The organism is Rathayibacter sp. VKM Ac-2804, from assembly GCF_009866655.1.
Lineage (GTDB): Bacteria > Actinomycetota > Actinomycetes > Actinomycetales > Microbacteriaceae > Rathayibacter.
Genome location: NZ_CP047420.1, coordinates 1,306,130 through 1,326,902, shown reverse-complemented (window position 1 = coordinate 1,326,902; position 20,773 = coordinate 1,306,130). Strand labels below are relative to the sequence as shown.

Sequence of the window (20,773 nt, the reverse complement as noted above, 5' to 3'; positions counted from 1 at the left end):
GCGCCGCGCTCCGTACCCTCGACCCATGGCAGTCATCGCAGAAGCCTCGCAGCTCATCGCGCCCCCGCCGGCGGCGGCCGACCTCCTCGCGCGGGGCGCGGCGGCCGTGTGGGAGACGACGATCACCCTCCCGACCTACACCCCCGAGGAGCCGGTGCAGCTGCCGATGTTCCTCGACCGCCGGGTCTACCAGGGCTCGAGCGGGCGGGTGTATCCGCTGCCCTTCATCGACCGGATCGCCTCCGACGCCGTCGACCAGGAGTGGCGCGTCGTCGTGCTCGAGAACGAGTTCGTCCAGGTCGTCGTCCTGCCCGAGCTCGGCGGCCGGATCTACTCCGGCTACGACAAGACCACCGGCTACGACTTCTTCTACCGCAACACCGTCATCAAGCCGGCGCTCGTCGGCCTGGCCGGCCCGTGGATCAGCGGCGGCGTCGAGTTCAACTGGCCGCAGCACCACCGCCCCGGCACCTACCTGCCCACCGCCTGGAGCCTCGAGCGCGCCGACGACGGCTCGGTCGTCGTCTGGTGCAGCGACCACGACCCGTTCAGCCGGATGAAGGGCCTGCACGGCGTGCGCCTGCGCCCGGGGTCCAGCCTCGTCGAGCTCGACGTGCGCCTGCACAACCGCACCAGCGAGCGGCACACCTTCCTCTGGTGGGCGAACGTCGCGGCCCGGGTGCACGACGACTACCAGTCGTTCTTCCCGCGCGACGTCCGCTACGTGGCCGATCACGCCCGCCGCGCGATCACGGCCTTCCCCGCGGCGGACCGCCCCTACTACGGCGTCGACTACCCGGCCCTCGCCGCCGAGAGCACCGACGGCCCGCCCGCCGACAGCATCGACTGGTACCGCAACATCCCGGTCCCCACCTCGTACATGGTCGTCCGCACCGACGACTCGTTCTTCGGCGGCTACGACCACCGCGCCGGCGCGGGCTTCGTGCACTGGGCAGACCGCCGCTTCGCCCCCGGCAAGAAGCAGTGGACCTGGGGCGACGCCCCGTTCGGCCACGCCTGGGACGCGCAGCTCACCGACGCCGACGGCCCCTACGTCGAGCTGATGGCCGGCGTCTACACCGACAACCAGCCCGACTTCTCCTGGCTGATGCCCGGCGAGACCAAGACCTTCTCGCAGTACTGGTACCCGATCAGCGGCATCGGAGTGGCGCACCAGGCGACCCGCGACGTGGCCGTGCACCTCGACGTCGAGGCCGGGAGCCTCCGGCTCGGCGTCGCGACGACGCGTCGTTTCCCGGGGGCGACCGTGACGCTGCGGGCCGACGGCACCGTCCTGCACGAGTGGACCGTCGACCTCGAGCCCGGGCAGCCGCTGCTCGCCGATCTGCCGACCGCTCGCGTCGGTCCGGAGGGACTCGGCGTCACCCTCGTCGCCCAGGGTGCGACCGTCCTCGCCTACACGGTGCCGACGGAGTTCGACGACACCGAGCCCGAGGTCGCGACCGAGCCGCTCCCGCCCGCCGAGACCGCGTCGGTCGACGAGCTGTACCTCGTCGGCGTGCACCTCGCGCAGTACCGGCACCCGACCCGCTCGCCGCTGCCCTACTGGCGGGAGGCGCTCCGCCGCGATCCCGGCGACGCCCGGGTCCACCTCGCCCTCGCCGACCACGCCTACCGCCGTGGCGAGTACGCGGACGCGCTCGTGCACGCCGACGCCGCGATCCGGCGGCTCACCGCCCGCAACGGCAACCCGGCCGACACCGAGGCCTTCTACCTGCGCGGCCTGATCCTGCGCCGCCTCGGCCGCACGACCGAGGCCGCCGCGGCGTTCGGCAAGGCCGCCTGGGACGGCAAGTGGGCGCACGCCGCGCTCTTCGAGAGCGCCCGGCTGTCCGCCGCCGCCGGCGACCGCGCAGCGGCCCTGGAGGATCTCGCCACCTCGCTCCGCCTCGACACCGACGACCTCCGCGCCCGCGCCCTGCAGGCGGTCTGCCTGCGCGCGCTCGGCCGCACCGTCGACGCCGAGCGGATCCTGCACGAGACCCTGCGCCTGGATCCGCTCGACCAGCTCGCCCGCACGCTGACCGGCACCGACCCCGCCGACGCGCACGAGAGCATCGACGTCGCACTCGACCTCGCCTCGTTCGGCGAGACCGGCGAGGCCCGCCGGCTGCTCCGCGCCGTGGCGCACGGTGACGGCGGTGCCGCCGGAGCGGGCAACGCCGCGCCGACCGCCGCCTACCTCCTGGCCCGGCTCGGCGAGCCCGTCGACACCCGCGCGCTCGACCTCACCCGCGCCTTCCCCGCCGGCCTCGACGCGCACGACGCGCTGACGGCCGCGGTCGCCGCGGACCCCGCCGACAGCACCGCGCGGTCGCTGCTCGGCATGCTCCTCTACGACGCCGGCCGCCGTGCCGAGGCCGCCGAGCACTGGCGCCGCGCGATCGCGGACGGCGACGGCGACGCCGTGACCCACCGCAACGCGGGCCTCGCCGCCTACAACGACGAGGCGGACGACGACGCGGCCTGGACGCACTACCTCCGCGCCCGCGAGCTCGCCCCGCGCGACGCCCGCCTGCTCTACGAGCTCGACCAGCTCGCCGCGCGCCTCGGCCACTCGGCCGCCGACCGCCTCGCCCGCCTCGAGAGCGAGCGCGAGCTCCTACTCGCCCGCGACGACCTGACCGTCGAGTACGCGGGCCTGCTGATCGAGGCGGGGCGCGCGCAGGAGGCGCTCTCGCTCCTGGAATCGCGCCGCTTCCAGCCCTGGGAGGGCGGCGAGGGCTGCACCCTCGCGGCCTGGGACGCGGCGCGGGCGGCACTCGGTCTCGGCACGGCGACTCCCCCGGCCTCGCTGGGCGAGGCGCGTCCCCGCTACGACGCCCCGCAGGCGACGCTCGACGACGGCTCCACCGACTACTTCGCCACGAGCCTGCCCGCGCTGCTGCTCTTCCACCGCGACTGAGCGGGGCAGCGCGCACCGCGCACACGAAGGAGGGCCGGCTGCGAACAGCCGGCCCTCTCCTCGCGCGTCCCCCTACTTGCTCGAGCCCACCATCAGCCCCGAGACGAACTGCTTCTGGAACGCGAAGAACACGATCGCGGTCGGGATCGCCGCCACCACGGCCCCCGAGGCGACCACGTTCCACTGGCTCACGTAGCCGCCCTGGATGTTGAGCAGCGCCGCCGTGATCGGGAAGTTCGTCTCCGTCCGCAGCACGGTGACCGCCCAGATCAGGTCGTTCCAGATCCAGGTCGTCGCCAGAGCCCCGAGCGCCGCGAGCGACGGCCGGCACAGCGGCAGCAGGATCCGCCAGTAGGTGCGGAGCACTCCCGCGCCGTCGACCTGCGCGGCCTCGAAGATCTCGGCCGGGATCGACCGCATGAAGCCGTGCAGCACGAAGGTGTAGAAGCCCAGCCCGAAGCCGACCTGCACCACGATCAGCGCGAAGAGCGTGTCGTAGATGCCGAGGCTCTCGGTGATCCGCGAGACCGGGATCAGCAGGATCTGCGGCGGCAGCAGGTTGCCCGCCAGCATCAGCAGCAGGATCCCCCGGCGGAACGGGATGTGGAAGCGGCTGAGCGCGAACGCCGCCCACGAGGCGAGCAGCAGCGAGAGGAACACGGTGAAGACCGTGACGATCAGGCTGTTCACCAGCGCCTCGCCGACCAGCCCGGCCGTGAACACCGTGACGAAGCCGTCGAGGCTGAAGCTCGCCGGCAGGGCGCCGAGCCCGTTGCCGGTGATGTCGTCGAAGCTGCGGACGGCCACGAAGAGCACGAACAGCATCGGCAGCACCCAGAGCAGCGCGACCGGCGCCATGATCGCGTGGAAGATCCACGAGCCCTTCACCCGGCGGCGCGGGAGGGTCGGCGCGGCGAGACCGGGCGCGACCGGAGCGATGACGGCCATGTCAGTCCTCCTCCTTCGTGGCGCGCACGAGGTAGCTGATGATGAAGACGATCGCGAGCAGGAAGATGACGACCGCGATCGCCGAGCCGTAGCCGAGGTTCAGCACGGTGAAGCTCTCCTGGAACATGTAGGTCGAGAGCAGCTGCGTCGAGTTGTACGGACCGCCGCGGGTCATCGCCCAGACGATGTCGAAGGTGCGCAGCGAGTCGATCACGGTGACCGCGAAGACGACGCCGTTCACGCCCTTCAGCTGCGGCATCACGATCCGCCAGAAGCGCTGCGTCCGCGAGGCGCCGTCGACCTGGGCGGCCTCTTCGAGACTCGGGTCCACGCCCTTCAGCCCGGCCAGGTAGAGCACCATGATGTAGCCGCACTGCCGCCAGACCGCGGCGACCAGCACCGCGTAGAGCGCGAGCGTCGGATCCGCGAGCCACTGCCGCTCGAGGTCGCCCAGGCCGATCCCGCCGAGGAAGCTGTTGACCACGCCGTCCGGCTGGTAGATCACCCGCCAGAACAGGCCGGTCACCGCGAGCGAGAACACCATCGGCAGGTAGATCGCACTGCGGTAGATCCCGACCCCGCGCCTCGGCTTGTTCAGCGCCACGGCGAGCGCCAGCCCGATCGCCACGGAGAGACCGCCGAAGCCGATCACCCAGATGACGTTGTTGACCAGCGCGGTCGCGAAGATCGGGTCGGAGCCGAGGTCGACGAAGTTGTCGAGGCCGATGAACTCCGGCTCGCCGATCCCGTTCCACCGGGTGAGCGAGAGGTAGAAGGAGTTGATCGCGGGCCAGAAGACCCAGGCCAGCTCGACCGCGAGCGGGACGAGCAGGAAGAGCCAGACCACCGCGGGCACCCGGGTGATCCGGCGCCCCTTCCCCGATCGGACCAGCGGGCGGGCCGGCGGCACCGGTGGAGTCCCCGGCGCCGGAGCGGGCGGCCGCTCCACAGCGGCCGCCCTGGTCGTCCCGGTCACGGGTTGAAGACCTTGTCGGCCGCCGTCTGCCACTCCTTCAGGATGCTGTCGACCTCGCCCGGCTGGGCGATGAACTTGGTGAGCGCCGCATCGGCCGTGGTCTGCAGGTCGTCGGAGGAGTCGCGGTTGAAGAACTGGGTGATCTGCTCGGTGCCGGCCAGCAGCGCGACGCCCTTCTGCACCAGCGGCGAGAACACCGAGGTGTCGACGTCGGGCGAGGTCGGCAGGTTCGAGGACTGCGAGGCCTCGATGTAGGCGGACTGGCTCTCGGCCCCCGCGAGGTAGGCGAGGAATGCCTTGGTCGCGTCCGCGTCCTTGGTCTTCGCGCTGGCGAAGTAGCCGTCGGTCGGCGCCTCCTCCGCGGTCGGGATGCTCGCGTCGATGACCGGGACGGAGAAGAAGTCGAGGTCGTCGCCCTCGCCCTCCGGCATGTTCTGGCTGATGAAGGCGCCGACGAGGTACATCGCGTTCTTCTTCTGCACCAGTGGCGTGACCGCGTCCTGCCAGGCGTAGGAGGGGGCGTTCGGATCCATGAACGGCACGATGTCGGCGTAGTACTTCATCACGTTCTTCACCTCGGTCGAGTCGAACGACGACTTCCCGGCCAGGAGCTCCTTGTGGTAGTCCGCGCCGTTCACGCGGAGGTTGAGGATGTCGAACCAGCCGGACGCCATCCACGGCGTCGAGCCGATGCCGTTGGAGAGCGGCACGATCCCCTGGCCCTGCAGCGTCTCGCAGAGGGCCATGAACTCGTCCCAGGTGGTGGGCACCTCCACGCCCCACTCCTCGAAGGCCGACTTGCGGTAGAAGACGCCCCACCAGTAGTAGTTCGTCGGCAGGAAGATCTGCTTGCCGCTCGCGTCGGTCGAGAGGTCCTTGAGCGCGGCGGAGTAGCCGGCCGCGGCGCCGTCGCCGGTCCAGAGGTCGGAGAGGTCGAGCAGCAGGTCCTGCGCGGCGTAGTCGCGGGCCACCGAGCCGGCGTACCAGGTGAGCACGTCCGGCGGGTTGCCCGAGGTGAGGTAGGTGGAGAGCTGCGCGCGGAACTGCTCGATCGCCACGGTGTTCAGGGTGACGGAGCCGCTCGAGTAGCTCTTCACGAGCGCCTCGAGCGCCGCCTTCGGGGCCGGGTCGGAGAGGGAGGACTGCAGGACGATCCCGCCGCCGCCCGCGCCGCCGCCCCCGCCGCCACCGCCCATGCAGCCGGTGAGGAGCGCGGTGCTGCCGAGCGCGGTCGCGCCGTACAGGAAGCCTCGTCGGGTGAGGTTCGGGAATCGCTGATCAGTGGTCATGGTGTCCTCCTTGACTCCGTGAAACCGGGGGGCCGTGCTGTGCTGCGGGGCCGGTCGTGCTGCGGTGCTGGTCGTGCCGTCGTGCTGGTCGTGGATCGTGCTGGTGGTGGATCGTGCTGGTGGTGGATCGTGCCGGTCGTGCCGTCGCCGGGTCCGCCTAGGCGGGCGCGGCGAAGATCGCGTTGCACTCGCGCTGCAGGGCGATGTCGTCCCACATCGGGTGCTGGGGTGCGCCGTTCGAGCAGACGATCGATCCCCGGGCGCCGACCCGCCGCGACTCGCGCATCGCGAGCCGGCAGTACTCGGCGCCGATCGGCCCCTCCTCGAAGCGGCCCTCGAGCGGCGTGTAGCCGACCCAGCCCTCGCCGAAGACGAGCGGCACCCCGCGCAGGGCGGCGTGGTCGGCGGCGACGGCGATCCAGATCTTCAACGTCGAGCGCATCTCGAGGTGGTGAGCGCCGTAGCGCTCGTACAGCCAGCGGTCGATCTGCTCGGCGTCGCCCCAGTCGTGCGCGTAGATCTCGCCCTTGCCGACGATCGTCGCGGTCAGCTTCCACTGGTCCTCGGCGGGGAGCGTCCACTCGGCGATCGGCGGCGCCCCCTCGAGCAGGAAGGTCTCGGCGGCGAGGTCCTGCTCGAACTCCTCGATCGGACTGCGCAGCGCGAAGTCGGCGATGAACTCGTTGAGCACGCCGTAGATGTAGGGGTGCAGGACGAGCACGTCCGAGTTCCACGGGATCCCGCGCATCCCGCCGACGGGCACGTGCGCGTAGTTGACGGAGCACGGGACGCCGTCGGTCAGCTCGTGGAACCGGTCGATGCCGCGGGTGAGGCGCGGGGTGAGGGCGAGCGTCGCCGCGTCGAGGTCGGCGCGGTCGTAGTCGAGCCCCTCGGTGAGGTGCCCCGCCTGCACCTCGTTGTGCAGCTCGACGAAGGCGATCCGGTCGTCGAGGTCGTGCTCCGCGAGGAACCCGACGAGCTCCGCGTGCGCCTCCGCCAGCCTCTCGGCCCGGTCCTCCGGCGGCACCGCCATCAGAGCGTCGAACCAGTCCCGCTCGAGCGCGAAGGACGAGGACTGCTGGTACTCCCAGGACGAGACGATGACGAACACCCCGTGCCGCTGCGCCGCGGCGAACAGGTCGAGGAGGTGGGCGCGGCCGTCGAGGACGGTCGGCCCGGCCACGTCGTACCAACGCACCCGCTGCGCGTAGGGGCCGCCGAGCGGCCCGAGCCGCAGCTCCCGGGCGTCGAGTCCGGACCCGAAGAGCAGGAACGGCATCGCGCAGATCCGGATGGTGTTGTACCCCCGTTCGACGGCACCGGCGAGGGCGGCGTCGAGGTCCTCGAACGGCTCGCCCGGTCCGGTGCGGACGTACCAGGAGAAGTCCCAGAGGGTGATGGTGAGGCGCTCGGGGAGGCGATCCGCGAGCGGCACCGGCTGATAGGGGGTCGAGGAGTACTCCGCAGTGAGCATGGCGCCAGCCTAGGCACGCACCCAGCGCCGACCAATGAAGCGTTGGACGCCATTAGCTGGACGATTCTCTGCTCTGACCTACACTCGTCGGCATGCTGATCCCCGACGGCTTCCTCGGCCAGCGCCTGCATGTCCTCCCGAAACCGCGGGTCGCCGAGGCGCTCGCGGCCCCGATCACCGAGCGCCTGCTGGTGACCGATGCTGGACACTTCCCGCACGCTGCCGCTCACGGCCGCAGCCGCCCCGAGGGCACGCGGGAGGCCGTGGTGATCCTCTGCACCGCCGGCCGGGGCTGGGTGGACACGGGCGATTCGACGGCCCCGGTCGGCACCGGCGAGGTCGCGATCATCGCCCCGGGCGTCCCGCACCGGTACTGGGCCGACTTCGACGACCCGTGGACGATCTGGTGGCTGCACGTCGCTGGAGCCGACGCCGCTGCCCTGGTGTCGGCCGTCATCGAGGAGCGGACGTCCCCCGTCGTCACCGCGCGGGACGCCTTCTCGGCGAAGGCCCTGATCGAGCACGCCGTCGCCGCCCTCGAGCGCGACGAGACCGATTCGAGCCTCTACGCCGCGAGCGGCGCCGCTTGGAACCTCCTGGCCCAGCTCGCCTCCGACCGCGCCCGCGGCACCCTCGAGTCGGGCGACCGGATCCGCATGGCCCAGGACCACCTCCGCGAGCACCTCGACTCCCCCACCAGCATCACTGAGCTCGCGACGCTGGCCGGCATGAGCACCTCGCACTTCTCCGCCCTCTTCAAGAAGGCCGCCGGCATGAGCGCCGTCGAGTACGTCAAGCGCCTGCGCAGCGCCCGCGCCCGCGAGCTCCTGATCACCACCGACGCCTCGATCGCCGACATCGCCCGAGCCGTCGGCTACTCCGACGCCTTCTACTTCTCCCGCCAGTTCCGCGCCATCAACGGCACGAGCCCCTCGGAGTACCGCGCCGAGTTCCACGGCGAGGCGCTGCGCTGAAAGCCCCCTCCCTCGCCACTTCGCTCGCGGCTGCAGGGACATCGCACAAACCGGTCGCGGATGTTCTCTTCCTACCCGTCTCTCCTCGCGAGGACTTGTCCGCGACAACCCGCGCCGCTGCTCACGTCGCCGTAGAGCGCCTCGAATTCCGGCGAGCCGTACTTCTCGTCGGACGAGGGCAGACCCTCTCCGTTCTGAGAGAGCGGTCGATCCCACCAGAGCACGAAGTCGTAATCGAACCCCTTGTCGCGCATGCACCCCGCCGTCTCGGACTGAACTTCGACCCACTCCCGCGCAGCCGCCAGTTCGACGGAGTCGAACGACGTGGGGTAGGCGATCAGCGAGATGTCACTGGAGGCGTCGTAGTGGGGCACGCCGTCCTCCGCGCTTGCGCTGCTCGCTGCTGCCGGAGGATGCGCGACGTTCGGAGCAGGAGCCGATTCGTCCTCAGCAACAGCCCTTGGTACGCGATTCACGGTCTCGCTGGACCGCGCGCCAGTCGCCTGCTGGCCGGCAAAGGCGACCTGAACACCGGCGACGGCACACGCCACGAGAACGCCTGCTATGCCGAAGACAGCAATGATTCGTTTCGCGATTGACATCGAAGCTCCCGGAAGTCTGCCAGTGACTATTCGGCCACTTTGATCGTGCCCGCACGCCGCCAGGAGCTCGACATCGCGTCGAGCGCGAACGGCACTGTGAGCGGACTCTGCGTGGTGCGGACACCGTACATCCGATGGTGCCCGATCATCGCAGAAGCGGCGCCGATCAATGTTCTGGCAGCCGATGTGCATTTCGATCGACGATCAACGCCACCTCCTCCGCGACCCGGAAGCAAGGAGCGCCCGCGCAGGGAGACCCTGAATCTCGTCGACGGACGACAGATTCGACGAAATCCGCCAATACTGCGGCGAACTGCCACAGTGATGCATTTCCGCCTCGAATGATCCCCGCGACACCACCGCGTGGCACCGTGCTTCTTGCAGTTCCCCTCAGGCGCTCTCCCGTTCCCTTCCGTACCCCTGGTCGCGCGCCGGACCCTTGCCGAATCGCCGCATCTCGGCCGGCCGATCGATCAGGAGATCTCGATGCGCGTCCTCTCGCATCCCTCGCGCCGGGCGTCCGGTCCACCCTGGGCCAGTACCTCGGCAGGATCGACCTCCATCGGCTGGGACTTCGCCGGTACTCCGAAGGTCTCGCTCTCGAACGTGACCCACGACGGCGACGGCGTCGACGACATCTCCGCGGAGGCGATGACGCGAGAAGTACCACGGCCGATGGATCGAAGAGCACCGCTTCGACGCAGGATCGCAAGCGCGACCGCCGTCGGGAGTGTGTTGCTCCTCATCGCCGGCTGCGCACCGACCGAGATCGACGACTTCGTCTTCGGCAGAGCAGCGCGCCGAGTCCATACCGTCGCTGAGTACCTCGGCGACGTCTACGCCGAACAGAGCGACTTCGCTGGCGTCGAACTGCAACTCAGGCGCGAATCAGAAGCAGAGGTCCCCCGTGCCCGACTCTGGGACGACACCGAACAGCACGCCGCGTGGGGCGGGAACTGGATCACAGGCATCGACCAGGGCTCATCGGAGACCCACATCGTCGCTGACGCCCTGATCACCATCGCGGCTTCGTCTATTGGTGTCGCCACTCTCCTCGCCCTATCAGCCTGTACCTCAACGGAAGTCGAAGACTTCGTCTATCTCAGCGCCGCTTATCGCGTGGATCATCTCGGTGACTACATGGGAAAGGTCTTCGCCGAGCAGAATGCGTTGGCGGGCGTCGAGAAGCAGGTGGAGAACGAAGCTGAGTCCGCGTACGGCGGAGCGTATCTCTGGGTGAAGGGAGAGTCGAACATCTCCTTCGGCGGCAACTGGATCACCGGCCTCGACTATTTCGCAGCGAGCGCCGACATCACCGCGGACGCGCTCATCACCATCCCCGGCAAGTTATCGGGCGGGCCCTTCTCAAGGGAACCCGCAAGTGTCCTACTCTGCGTCCGCTACCTCGGGGAGCTGGGTTCGAAGAAGGTGGAGGTCGTCGACGGATACTGCCCTGACGGCGTCGAGGAGCAGCTCAGCTCCTTCCATCGAGTGACCGTCGACCAGCTCGCCGACTACGAGGTCGACGAGTGACCGATCGGAAGTCACGACGAGCGGAACGCTGGCGAAGAACCGTCTCCGCGGCGGTCACCGTCGCAACCCTCTTCGGGCTCAGCGCTTGCGCATCGAGCGAGGTCGAGGACTTCGTCTACTACAGAGCTGCTGTGCGCGTGCAGCTCCTCGGTGAATACCTCGGCCGTATCTTCAAAGCTCGGAGTGACGTTCCAGGCGTCGAAGACCAGGTCGGGCACTACTCCTCAACGGAGACAGGAGAAGCCCGCCTGTGGAAGGACGATGAACAGAACATCAACTGGGGCGGGAACTGGATCATCGGCATCGAGCAGGGTGTGACGAAGACCGATATCACCGCAGACGCGCTCATCATCATCGAAGGCTCCTCCTCAGGGGAGATCTTCGGCTCGAGGTCGGCGAGCGTTCTCCTCTGCATCCGCTATCTCGGTGAACTCGGTTCGAAGAGGGTCCGCGTCGTCGACGGACAGTGCCCCGACGGCGTCGAGGAGCAGCTCGACACCTACCACCTAGTGACCGTCGACCAGATCGCCGGCTACAAAGTCGACGAGTGACCGGGCTGCCGACGAATCGGCCTCACCCGACACGGGCAGCGCCGGGTGCCCCCACGCGTCAGCGGGCGCACTCAGTTGACGGCGCCCGGTACTCGGCCGATTCGAGGACTTCCACCTCGCCGAACCTCGCGACGACGCGATACCCGTCCGCCAGCGCGTCGTCGCGGATGGTGGTCGTCCGCAGCTCCAGCCCGCGCACCGATCCCGCTTCCTCCTGGCTCAGGTCCAGGAGGACGAAGTCGGGCGGCCGGCTGAGGACGCCAGGCAGCGACACCCGGTTGCTCCGCGTCAGCAGCGGCGCGAGCCGGTCGTCGGCCGCGACGCACGTGCTCGCCGGCACCCTCTCGACCGCAGCGACCTGATCTCTCCGGTGCGCCGTCCGCGACCACGCCTCCCCGGTGACCATCCGCGCCAGCGGGAGAACCTCGTCGTCGTGGCACACGATCGTCCCGATCACCGGCACGGCACAGACGACCGCGCCGACGACCAGCGCCACCCGAGCTCTCCACACGGAGGACGGAAGCCGCCGCAGAAGCCGCCCCCCGCCGTCGACAGCGCCCAGGACCAGCACGACCCAGACGGGCGCGTCGTAGTGGAACCCGCTCGTCCAGAGCGCGGGCCGGTCGGAGAGGAACCTCTCGGCCAGGAGCGGCAGCGCGAGCAGCGACACCGGCGAGAGCAGCGGAAGCAGGAGGAGGGGTGAGAGCAGCCCCAGAAGCGTCATCGTCTTCACGATCGGCGTGAAGAAGAGCCCGATCGCGATCCACGGCCGCCCGAGCATCGTCCGGACCACCTCGCCCCCGTCGGCTCCGAGCGCTCCGTAGTCCCAGTAGGCGTACCCGCGTCCGCCGATCGAGGGGATCGCCACCCCGACGACGACCGCGAACGCCGCTGCCCCCAGACACGCCAGCAGCACCCCGACGATCCTGGGTCTCCTCGCCACTCGCAGCAGGCCGAGGATCAGCACCACCGCCCCCATGTCCTCCCGGATCAGGAGGAGGACCGCCGACGCCGCGACGAGCTGTCGATCACTCCTCCTGTCGAAGGCGTCGACCGCCCAGGCGAGGACCGGCACCGCGAATGCGACCTCGTGGAAATCGAAGTCGGCCAGCGACTGCAGCGGGCGGCCGAGGAGATACCCGACGGCCAGCAGGCAGCTCGCCCCCACTCCCACACGCCGGCGCGCGACGCGCCAGACGAAGACGGAGGAACCGGCGACCAGCGCGGCCTGCGCCACGAGCAGCACCCGCGCGTCGTCCCAGATCCAGTACAGCGGAGCGAGGACGACGAGGATCGGATGGAAATGGTCGCCGAGCAGGGTGAAGTCATCGCCCTTCAGCGGCGAGAGCGGCGGACGGAACTGCGAGTACGCCCGCACCCCCTGGTCGAAGATGCCGAGGTCGTACCCCGCCGTGAGCAGCTGGTCGGCCCGGGAGATCGAGTAGACCGAGTACACCGCGAATGCGAGGAGCGCGAGAGGGACGATCGGCGACCGGAGCCACGCGAGACGCCCACCGCACGCCCGCCGACTCCTGCCGCACCCCGTCCAGCGCATCCGCACCTCCGCCGACCGCGGACGGCGCACCACTGACCGAGGAACCCGCTGTCTCTGCGGACGACAGTAGGCGAGCTTCCCTCAGGTACGCCGGACTGGCGCACGGCGTCGCCTCACGCTGCCAGATCGACCGTGGCCGCCTGAGCGCCACGAACGCAAAGGGCGAGCCGACGGGCGGGGGGCCGCCGGACGACCGGACGCACATCGCCGAAAGAAGAGCAGTGGTGCCCCTGGAGGGACTCGAACCCCCAACCTGCTCCTTAGGACGGAGTCGCTCTTCCATTGAGCTACAGAGGCCGGTGTCGTCCAGTGTACCGATCGCCCGGAGCCGTCGCCCTTGACACGGTATAAAGCGCATGGTTGGTTAGCTACTGCACCAACTAACCAACACACCACGAACCACCCGAGACCGAGGGAAGGAGCCCCATGGACGACTCCCGCCCGATCTTCCTGCAGATCGCCGAGCAGATCGAGAACGACATCATCGCGGGCGCGCTGCCCGAGGAGGACCAGGTCCCGTCGACGAACGAGTTCGCCGCGTTCCACCGCATCAACCCGGCCACGGCCGGCAAGGGCGTGAACCTGCTCGTCGACGAGGGCGTCCTGTACAAGAAGAGGGGGATCGGCATGTTCGTCGCCGAGGGAGCGCGCGACCGCCTGGTCGAGAAGCGCCGCACGCAGTTCCGCGAGCAGTTCGTCGCACCGCTCCTCGCGGAGGCCGCCAAGCTCGGCCTCACCCGCGAGCAGCTCACCGCCATGATCACCGACATCGAAGGGGGATCGCGATGAGCGCGGTCATCGAGGTCGCCGGCCTCAGCAAGCACTACGGCAGCATGCACGCCGTCTCCGACGTCAGCTTCACCCTCGAGGAGAACCGGATCCACGGCCTCCTCGGCCGCAACGGCGCCGGCAAGACCACCCTGATGTCGCTGCTCACCGGCCAGGAGTTCGCCAGCACCGGCAGCATCCGCGTCTTCGGCGAGACGCCCGTCGAGAACGCCGCCGTCCTCTCCCGCACCTGCTTCATCAAGGAGAGCCAGAAGTACCCGGAGGACTTCAAGGTCACGCACGTCCTCCGCAGCGCCCGCTGGTTCTTCGAGGGCTGGGACGAGGAGTTCGCCCAAGAGCTCATCGTCGACTTCCGCCTCCCGCTCGATCGCCGCGTCAAGAAGCTCAGCCGCGGCCAGCTCTCCGCGATCGGCGTCATCGTCGGCCTCGCCTCCCGCGCCCCGCTGACCTTCTTCGACGAGCCGTACCTCGGCCTCGACGCCGTCGCCCGGCAGCTCTTCTACGACCGCCTGCTCGCCGACTTCGGCGAGCACCCGCGCACCGTCGTCCTCTCCACCCATCTGATCGACGAGGTCAGCAGCCTCCTCGAGCACGTCCTCGTCATCGACGACGGCCGCCTCCTCGTCGACAGCGACACCGAGGAGCTCCGCGGAGCCGCCGCGACCGTCACCGGCAGCCGTGCCGCGGTCGACTCCTTCACCGAGGGCCGCGAGGTCCTCTCCCGCAGCGGAGTCGGCGGCCTCGCCACCGCGACGCTCCCCCACCTCGGCACCGCCGACCGCGACGAAGCCCGCCACCGCGGCCTCGAGCTCGAGCCCGTCTCGCTCCAGCAGCTCGTCGTCCAGCTGACCACCGGAAAGGCCGCCTCATGACCGCCCTCGCCCCGCAGCGCTCCGTCGCGCGCCACCGCCTGCTCAGCATCGTCCGCCTGCACCTCGCGAACCCGGCGACGCTGCTCGTCACTCCGCTCGCGATCCTCGGCGCGATCTTCGTCGGCAGCCTGATCATCTGGCTGCTCGTGCTGCGGATGGTCGGCGTCCCGGCCGCCGGCGGCGACTCCGGCGTGCAGATCACCGGCGGCACGACCTTCATCTTCATCTACATGCTGGTCGTCGCCGTCCAGGCCACCAACGTCACCTTCGCCCTCGCGCTGGGCTACGGCTCGACCCGCCGCGACTACTCCCTCGGCACGGCGATGACCTTCGTCGGCCTGTCCGCCGCCTGGACCGTCCTCTACTCCACGATGTCCGCGCTCGAGCAGGCGACGAACGGCTGGGGGCTCGGCGGCTACATGTTCCGCGCCGCCGCCTACGGCGACGTCTCCTGGCTCGCCCAGACCTTCGCCACCTTCAGCCTGTTCCTCTTCTTCTTCTTCGCAGGCTCGGCGGTCGCCGCGGTCTACGTCCGCTGGCGGGCCACGGGGATGACCGTCTTCTTCCTCGCCCTCGCCGCGCTGATCGTCGGCCTGATCGCCCTGTTCACCCTCACCGAGAGCTGGGACTCCGTCTGGCTCGCCTTCCAGGCCATCGGCTTCACCGGCGCCTTCGCCCTGCTGCTCGTCCCGACAGCCCTGTCCGCGGTCCTCGGCGCCCTGATCCTCCGCCGGGCCACCCCGCGCGGCTGACCCGCTGCAGAACAACAGCTGAGAGAGGGGGGCCTCCGCTGAGGAGCGATGCCCTCCCTTCTCAGCCGATGTTCTGCGGCGAGCAGCCCCGTGCCGACGGCGCCCCGCCGCCCGCAAGGCCCTTCCGCCCCGCCCGCTCGCCTGGGAGCGTTGCAGCATGGCCGCATCCCTCACCACCGCCGCTGCTCAGCACGTCTGGGCCGCCCGCGACGACAGTCCGCTCGACCCCGCCACCCTCGACACGATCGACGCCTGGTGGCGCGCCGCGAACTACCTCGCGGTCGGCCAGATCTACCTCCTCGCCAATCCGCTGCTGCGCGAGCCCCTCGCGAGGGAGCACATCAAGCCGCGCCTGCTCGGCCACTGGGGCACGACCCCCGGCCTCAACCTGATCTACGCGCACCTCAACCGCGCGATCACCGAGCGCGCGCAGCCCACCCTCTACATCACCGGCCCCGGCCACGGCGGACCGGGCATGGTCGCCAACGCCTACCTCGACGGCACCTACAGCGAGATCTACTCGCACATCGACGAGACCGAGGACGGCCTGCGCCGCCTCTTCCGCCAGTTCAGCTTCCCCGGCGGCATCCCGAGCCACGCCGCCCCCGAGACCCCCGGCAGCATCCACGAGGGTGGCGAGCTCGGCTACTCGCTCAGCCACGCCTACGGCGCCGCGTTCGACAACCCGGACCTGCTGGTCGCCGCCGTGGTCGGCGACGGCGAGGCCGAGACCGGCCCGCTCGCCACCAGCTGGCACTCCAACAAGTTCGTGAACCCCGCGACCGACGGCGTCGTGCTGCCGATCCTGCACCTCAACGGCTTCAAGATCGCCAACCCGACCGTCCTCGCCCGCATCCCGCACGAGGAGCTCGAGAGCCTGATGCGCGGCTACGGCCACGAGCCGTTCACCGTCGAGGGCGGCTTCGACGGCGAGGACCCGATGCGGGTGCACGAGCGCTTCGCCGCGGTGCTCGACACCGTGCTCGACCGCATCGCCGCGATCAAGGCGCGCGCCGCGGAGGGCGACCTCTCCCGCCCCGCCTGGCCGATGATCATCCTGAAGACCCCGAAGGGCTGGACCTGCCCCGCGGAGATCGACGGCGTGCAGGTCGAGGGCACCTACCGCGCCCACCAGGTGCCGCTCGCGAACGCCCGCGACACCGAGGCGCACACCCGCCTGCTCGAGGAGTGGCTCCGGTCCTACCGCCCCGAGGAGCTCTTCACCGAGGAGGGCGGCATCGCCGACCGCGTCCGTTCGCTCGCGCCCGAGGGCGAGCTGCGGATGAGCGCGACGCCGCACGCCAACGGCGGCCTGCTCCGCCAGACCCTCCGGCTGCCGGACTTCCGCCGCTACGAGGTCGTCGTGCACGAGCCGGGCGGCACCATCGCCGAGGCGACGAAGGTGCTCGGCGAGTGGCTCGCCGACGTCATCCGCGAGAACCCGACGAACTTCCGGATCTTCGGCCCCGACGAGGTCGCGAGCAACCGCCTGCAGAGCGTCTACGCCGCGACCGACAAGCAGTGGAACGCCGAGCTCAGCCCGCTCGACGACCACCTCGCCCGCGCCGGCCGCGTGATGGAGGTGCTCTCCGAGCACCAGTGCCAGGGCTGGCTGGAGGGCTACCTGCTCACCGGCCGCCACGGGCTCTTCACCTGCTACGAGGCCTTCATCCACATCATCGACTCGATGTTCAACCAGCACGCGAAGTGGCTCGACGGCACCCGCGACATCGAGTGGCGCCGCCCGATCGCGAGCCTCAACTACCTGCTCTCCAGCCACGTCTGGCGCCAGGACCACAACGGATTCAGCCACCAGGACCCCGGCTTCATCGACCACGTGGTCAACAAGAAACCGGAGGTGGTGCGGGTCTACCTGCCGTTCGACGCCAACACGCTGCTCTCGGTCTACGACCACTGCCTCCGCAGCGTCGACTACGTCAATGTCGTCGTCGCCGGCAAGCAGCCCGCCCCCGCCTGGCTCACCATGGCGGAGGCGGTGGCGCACTGCACCCGCGGCCTCGGCATCCTGGAGTGGGCGAGCAGCGAGCGCCGCGGCGAGTCGCCGGACGTCGTGCTGGCCTGCGCCGGCGACGTCCCGACCCTCGAGACCCTCGCGGCCGTCAGCATCCTCCGCGAGGCGCTGCCCGACCTCGCGATCCGCACCGTCAACGTCGTCGACCTGATGCGGCTGATGTCGGAGTCCGAGCACCCGCACGGCCTGTCCGACCGCGAGTTCGACGCGGTCTTCACGCCCGACCGCCCGGTGATCTTCGCGTATCACGGCTACCCGTGGCTGATCCACCGCCTGACCTACAAGCGCACCGGTCACGGCAACCTGCACGTCCGCGGCTACAAGGAGAACGGCACGACGACCACACCGTTCGACATGGTGATGCTGAACGATCTCGACCGCTACTCGCTGGTGATGGACGTCATCGACCGCACTCCCGGCCTCGGCGCGAAGGCGGCGGGCCTCCGCCAGGAGATGCAGGACGCACGGATCCGTGCCCGCGCGTACACCCGCGAGCACGGCGAGGACATCCCCGAGGTCGCGAACTGGACCTGGTCCGGCTCCCGCTCGGGCAACGCCTCGGAGGCCACGGGCGGCGACAACGAGTAGCCCGCTCTCCGCGAGATGCCACTTGTGCACGCGACACGCCGTGTCGAGCGTGCACACGTGGCATCTCGCGGCAGGGGTCAGGCCGCCGCAGCGGTCAGGTAGTCGTCCCACTCGGGCTGGGTGCGCTCCGCGCCGCGCACGAGCCAGGAGCCGGCGCGCGGCATCCGCGGCACCGAGCGCAGCTGCCAGCCCATCTCGAGCGGCGTCCGGTCGCTCTTGAGGTTGTTGCAGCGGTGGCAGCAGGCGACGAGGTTCTCCCAGGTGTCCCGCCCGCCCCGCGACTTCGGCTGGATGTGGTCGATCGTGTTGGCGTGCTGACCGCAGTAGCCGCAGCGGTGGTTGTCGCGCCGCAGCACCCCGCGGCGCGAGACCGGCACGCTGCGCGAGCTCGGGATGCGGACGTAGCGCGTGAGCACGATCACCGAGGGCCGGACGTAGTCGCCAGTCGCGCCGTGCACCGGGTGCTCCTCGTCGGCGACGATGATCATCGCCTTCTCGGACATCAGCAGCACCAGCGCCCGCTTGAAGGACACCACCGCGAGCGGCTCGTAGCCGGCGTTGAGGACGAGTGTGCGCATCAGTGACCTCCGTGCTGTCGCACGCCGTCGTGCGGAGACGCCGCGACCACGCGAAAGGGCGCCGTCGTCATGACGGCGCCCTTCGAGGCCGCGGCGTGGAGCCGCGCGGTGACGTGGTGCCGTATCCGAGTGTCGGCGGAGTGGAGTGCGGCGAGGAGGATCCCCGCCCGGATCGCGTCGGTGCGCCGCACGCGCGAACGCAGCCCCACGCAGTGGTGCCCGTCCCGCTCGGCCATTCCGGCACTCCGTCCCTCGACGAATCCTCCGCTCGCCACGCGAGCGGACTGAGGTTCAGATTAACCCTTCGCGCACGGAACACCAGGGGATGGCGGCTATTCGTCATCACCATTTCACACGCGCAGCCGCGGAACGACGCACGCGGGACGCGGAAGAGCCCGCCCCCTGCTCGGGACGGGCTCTCGCGGAGCGGACGCGCAGGCGTCAGCCGGAGATGCGGACGATCGTGTAGTTGCTCGTCCAGATCGGCTGCACGCGGACGCTCGCGCCCTCGTACGGCGCGTGCAGGATGTTGCCGTTGCCCGCGTAGAAGCCGTCGTGGCCGGGCATGATCACCAGGTCGCCGGGCTGCGCCTCGGACAGCGGGATCTGCGTGCCCATGGCCGCCTGACCCGCGGCCGAGTGCGGCATCGAGATGCCGTACTGCGCGAAGACGTACATGACGAGGCCGGAGCAGTCGAAGCCGCTCGGGTCGGCGCCGCCGAAGACGTACGGCACGCCCTGGTACTGCAGCGCCGTGTTGAAGACGGCCGAGAGGCTGTAGCTCGTGCTCGGCGCGGTGGCCGCGAGCTCGCTGGCCGAGGCGCCCTCGTAGGAGTTGAAGCTCTCCGCGGTCTCCGCGCGGGCCTCGGCGACGTCGGTGGTGTCGACGACGGGCTCGACCACCGGCTCAGGCTCGGGCGGCGGGGGCGGCGGCGCGGCCTCGGCGGTGAAGCCGTCGCGCGCGATCGCGGCCTGGACCACTCCCCCGGCGACGGCGACGGTCTGCGCGTCGCCCTGCCGGAGGAGGTCGGCCTGCGAGGCGGCGAAGAGCCCGTCGCTCTCGGTGCCGGGCGAGAAGGCGTAGGCGGGGAGCGCCATGGTGGCGACGAGGGCACCGGCGAATCCGACGATGGCGACCTTGCCGATCGTGCGACCGCGGCTGCGTCGGCGGGGCGAGCCCGCGGGCGTCGGGACGAAGTCGGTGACATCGGCCTGGCGCGACGGCGCCGTCGGCACGGCCCGGCGGGCGACGGGCGCCTCGTCGGTGTAGCGGGCGCGGACGACCGGCGGGCGGTTCTCGAGGGAGGACGTGTTGCGGGGGCTGTCCGGGTGGGTGGAGCGGAACCGATCGGGGGAACCGGCGGGGCCGGCGGGGTTCTGGGGCAAGGGGGAGGACCTCCGACGTCCCGTCAGCCCAGGCAGCTGTCCCGTCTCACGTGCGCGAAGCATCGGTGTTCACGGGGCCCGAGACGGGAAGGGACGTCGGACTCCGCGCCTCACGACCGGGGTTCGGCCGCAGGGCTCCACAGAGCGTAAGCGACCGTTACCGATTTGTCACCATTCGGAGACCGGATCGTGTCCCGACCCACCCCGCGGATGCAGTAGTACGCGTGGAGCGGACGTTCAGCTGACGAGGAAGATGTGCGCAGCGACCTCGTTGGGGAGCTCGATGCCCGCCTCCACGCCGTCGATGCGCACGAGCACGTAGCCGTTGAGCGCCGAGAACTCGCCCTCGGCTCCGGGGACGACGCCCGCCTGCTTGAGCTGCAGCAGCAGCTCCGGGTCCACCTGCGCGGGCTCGCCCAGTCGGCGCACGACGCCGCGCTGAGGCTCGGCCGAGCCGGCGACGAAGCGGGGGATGCTGATGACGCCGTCCGCGAAGCGCGAGGCGGGGGTGTCCCCCAGCTCGTCGAGCCCCGGGATCGGGTTGCCGTAGGGCGACTCGGTGGGGTGGTCGAGCATCTCGAGGAGGCGGCGCTCCACCTGCTCGCTCATCACGTGCTCCCAGCGGCAGGCCTCCTCGTGCACGAACTCCCAGTCGAGCTTGATGACGTCGTGGAGGAGGCGCTCGGCGAGGCGGTGCTTGCGCATGACGTGGATCGCCTTGCGGCGCCCGTCGCCGGTGAGCTCGAGGTGGCGGTCGCCGGAGACGACGACGAGGCCGTCGCGCTCCATCCGGCCGACGGTCTGCGAGACGGTGGGGCCCGAGTGGCTGAGCCGCTCGGAGATGCGGGCCCGGAGGGGGATGATGTTCTCCTCCTCCAGCTCCAGGATGGTGCGCAGGTACATCTCGGTCGTGTCGATCAGATCCGTCATCTCAGCCTTCCGGTCTCA

At 70.3% G+C, this 20,773-nt stretch carries 17 protein-coding genes and 1 tRNA gene; 8 read left to right on the top strand and 10 right to left on the bottom strand.

Annotated elements, in window-relative coordinates; all coding sequences use genetic code 11:
* Positions 1-25 precede the first annotated feature (25 nt).
* On the top strand, positions 26-2,926 hold the full coding sequence (locus tag GTU73_RS06235; protein ID WP_160087856.1) for a DUF5107 domain-containing protein: 2,901 nt from the start codon (positions 26-28) through the stop codon (positions 2,924-2,926).
* A 72-nt stretch (positions 2,927-2,998) separates the two neighbouring features.
* On the opposite strand, the gene GTU73_RS06230 is transcribed toward GTU73_RS06235, so the two are convergent.
* From GTU73_RS06230 to GTU73_RS06215, 4 genes are all read right to left on the bottom strand, one after another.
* Entirely contained in the window at positions 2,999-3,874 is an 876-nt protein-coding gene (locus GTU73_RS06230; RefSeq protein WP_173250506.1) for a carbohydrate ABC transporter permease, read from the bottom strand.
* A gap of 1 nt (position 3,875) precedes the next feature.
* A complete protein-coding gene (locus GTU73_RS06225) occupies positions 3,876-4,730 on the bottom strand; it encodes a sugar ABC transporter permease (protein WP_160087854.1) in 855 nt (284 codons plus the stop codon).
* 116 nt (positions 4,731-4,846) lie between these two features.
* A complete protein-coding gene (locus GTU73_RS06220) occupies positions 4,847-6,139 on the bottom strand; it encodes an ABC transporter substrate-binding protein (RefSeq protein ID WP_160087852.1) in 1,293 nt (430 codons plus the stop codon).
* Positions 6,140-6,296: 157 nt separating this feature from the next.
* A complete protein-coding gene (locus GTU73_RS06215; protein ID WP_160087850.1) occupies positions 6,297-7,613 on the bottom strand; it encodes a cellulase-like family protein in 1,317 nt (438 codons plus the stop codon).
* Positions 7,614-7,705: 92 nt separating this feature from the next.
* On the opposite strand from GTU73_RS06215, the gene GTU73_RS06210 reads away from it, so the two are divergent.
* The gene (locus tag GTU73_RS06210) at positions 7,706-8,587 is read left to right on the top strand and encodes an AraC family transcriptional regulator (RefSeq protein WP_244231791.1); all 882 of its coding nucleotides are present in this window, start codon (positions 7,706-7,708) and stop codon (positions 8,585-8,587) included.
* A 71-nt stretch (positions 8,588-8,658) separates the two neighbouring features.
* Here the strand turns inward: GTU73_RS06210 and GTU73_RS06205 are convergent, their stop codons facing one another.
* The gene (locus GTU73_RS06205; RefSeq protein ID WP_160087848.1) at positions 8,659-9,189 is read right to left on the bottom strand and encodes a hypothetical protein; all 531 of its coding nucleotides are present in this window, start codon (positions 9,187-9,189) and stop codon (positions 8,659-8,661) included.
* Positions 9,190-9,675: 486 nt separating this feature from the next.
* On the opposite strand from GTU73_RS06205, the gene GTU73_RS06200 reads away from it, so the two are divergent.
* Both GTU73_RS06200 and GTU73_RS06195 read left to right on the top strand, forming a co-directional pair.
* A complete protein-coding gene (locus GTU73_RS06200; protein WP_160087846.1) occupies positions 9,676-10,722 on the top strand; it encodes a hypothetical protein in 1,047 nt (348 codons plus the stop codon).
* The gene (locus tag GTU73_RS06195) at positions 10,719-11,273 is read left to right on the top strand and encodes a hypothetical protein (RefSeq protein ID WP_160087844.1); all 555 of its coding nucleotides are present in this window, start codon (positions 10,719-10,721) and stop codon (positions 11,271-11,273) included. The genes GTU73_RS06200 and GTU73_RS06195 overlap by 4 nt, the downstream gene beginning before the upstream one ends.
* Positions 11,274-11,331: 58 nt before the next feature.
* Here the strand turns inward: GTU73_RS06195 and GTU73_RS06190 are convergent, their stop codons facing one another.
* The gene (locus GTU73_RS06190) at positions 11,332-12,729 is read right to left on the bottom strand and encodes a DUF2079 domain-containing protein (RefSeq protein ID WP_160087842.1); all 1,398 of its coding nucleotides are present in this window, start codon (positions 12,727-12,729) and stop codon (positions 11,332-11,334) included.
* 321 nt (positions 12,730-13,050) lie between these two features.
* A tRNA-Arg gene (locus tag GTU73_RS06185) sits at positions 13,051-13,125 on the bottom strand.
* Positions 13,126-13,254: 129 nt separating this feature from the next.
* Here GTU73_RS06185 and GTU73_RS06180 point away from each other — a divergent pair.
* From GTU73_RS06180 to GTU73_RS06165, 4 genes are all read left to right on the top strand, one after another.
* Positions 13,255-13,617, top strand: a complete 363-nt coding sequence (locus GTU73_RS06180; protein ID WP_160087840.1) for a GntR family transcriptional regulator — start codon at positions 13,255-13,257, stop codon at positions 13,615-13,617.
* The gene (locus tag GTU73_RS06175) at positions 13,614-14,489 is read left to right on the top strand and encodes an ABC transporter ATP-binding protein (RefSeq protein WP_160087838.1); all 876 of its coding nucleotides are present in this window, start codon (positions 13,614-13,616) and stop codon (positions 14,487-14,489) included. Before GTU73_RS06180 ends, GTU73_RS06175 begins: the two co-directional genes overlap by 4 nt.
* Positions 14,486-15,241: an ABC transporter permease gene (locus GTU73_RS06170; protein ID WP_160087836.1), complete on the top strand. Its 756-nt coding sequence runs from the start codon at positions 14,486-14,488 to the stop codon at positions 15,239-15,241. Before GTU73_RS06175 ends, GTU73_RS06170 begins: the two co-directional genes overlap by 4 nt.
* A 157-nt stretch (positions 15,242-15,398) precedes the next feature.
* Entirely contained in the window at positions 15,399-17,861 is a 2,463-nt protein-coding gene (locus GTU73_RS06165; RefSeq protein ID WP_160087834.1) for a phosphoketolase family protein, read from the top strand.
* Positions 17,862-17,938: 77 nt separating this feature from the next.
* Here GTU73_RS06165 and GTU73_RS06160 read toward each other — a convergent pair whose 3' ends face one another.
* From GTU73_RS06160 to GTU73_RS06150, 3 genes are all read right to left on the bottom strand, one after another.
* A complete protein-coding gene (locus GTU73_RS06160; protein WP_160087832.1) occupies positions 17,939-18,439 on the bottom strand; it encodes an HNH endonuclease in 501 nt (166 codons plus the stop codon).
* 441 nt (positions 18,440-18,880) lie between these two features.
* Positions 18,881-19,825, bottom strand: a complete 945-nt coding sequence (locus tag GTU73_RS19470; RefSeq protein ID WP_279630806.1) for a C40 family peptidase — start codon at positions 19,823-19,825, stop codon at positions 18,881-18,883.
* A 237-nt stretch (positions 19,826-20,062) separates the two neighbouring features.
* On the bottom strand, positions 20,063-20,755 hold the full coding sequence (locus GTU73_RS06150; protein WP_160087830.1) for a metal-dependent transcriptional regulator: 693 nt from the start codon (positions 20,753-20,755) through the stop codon (positions 20,063-20,065).
* Between the last annotated feature and the right edge of the window lie 18 nt (positions 20,756-20,773).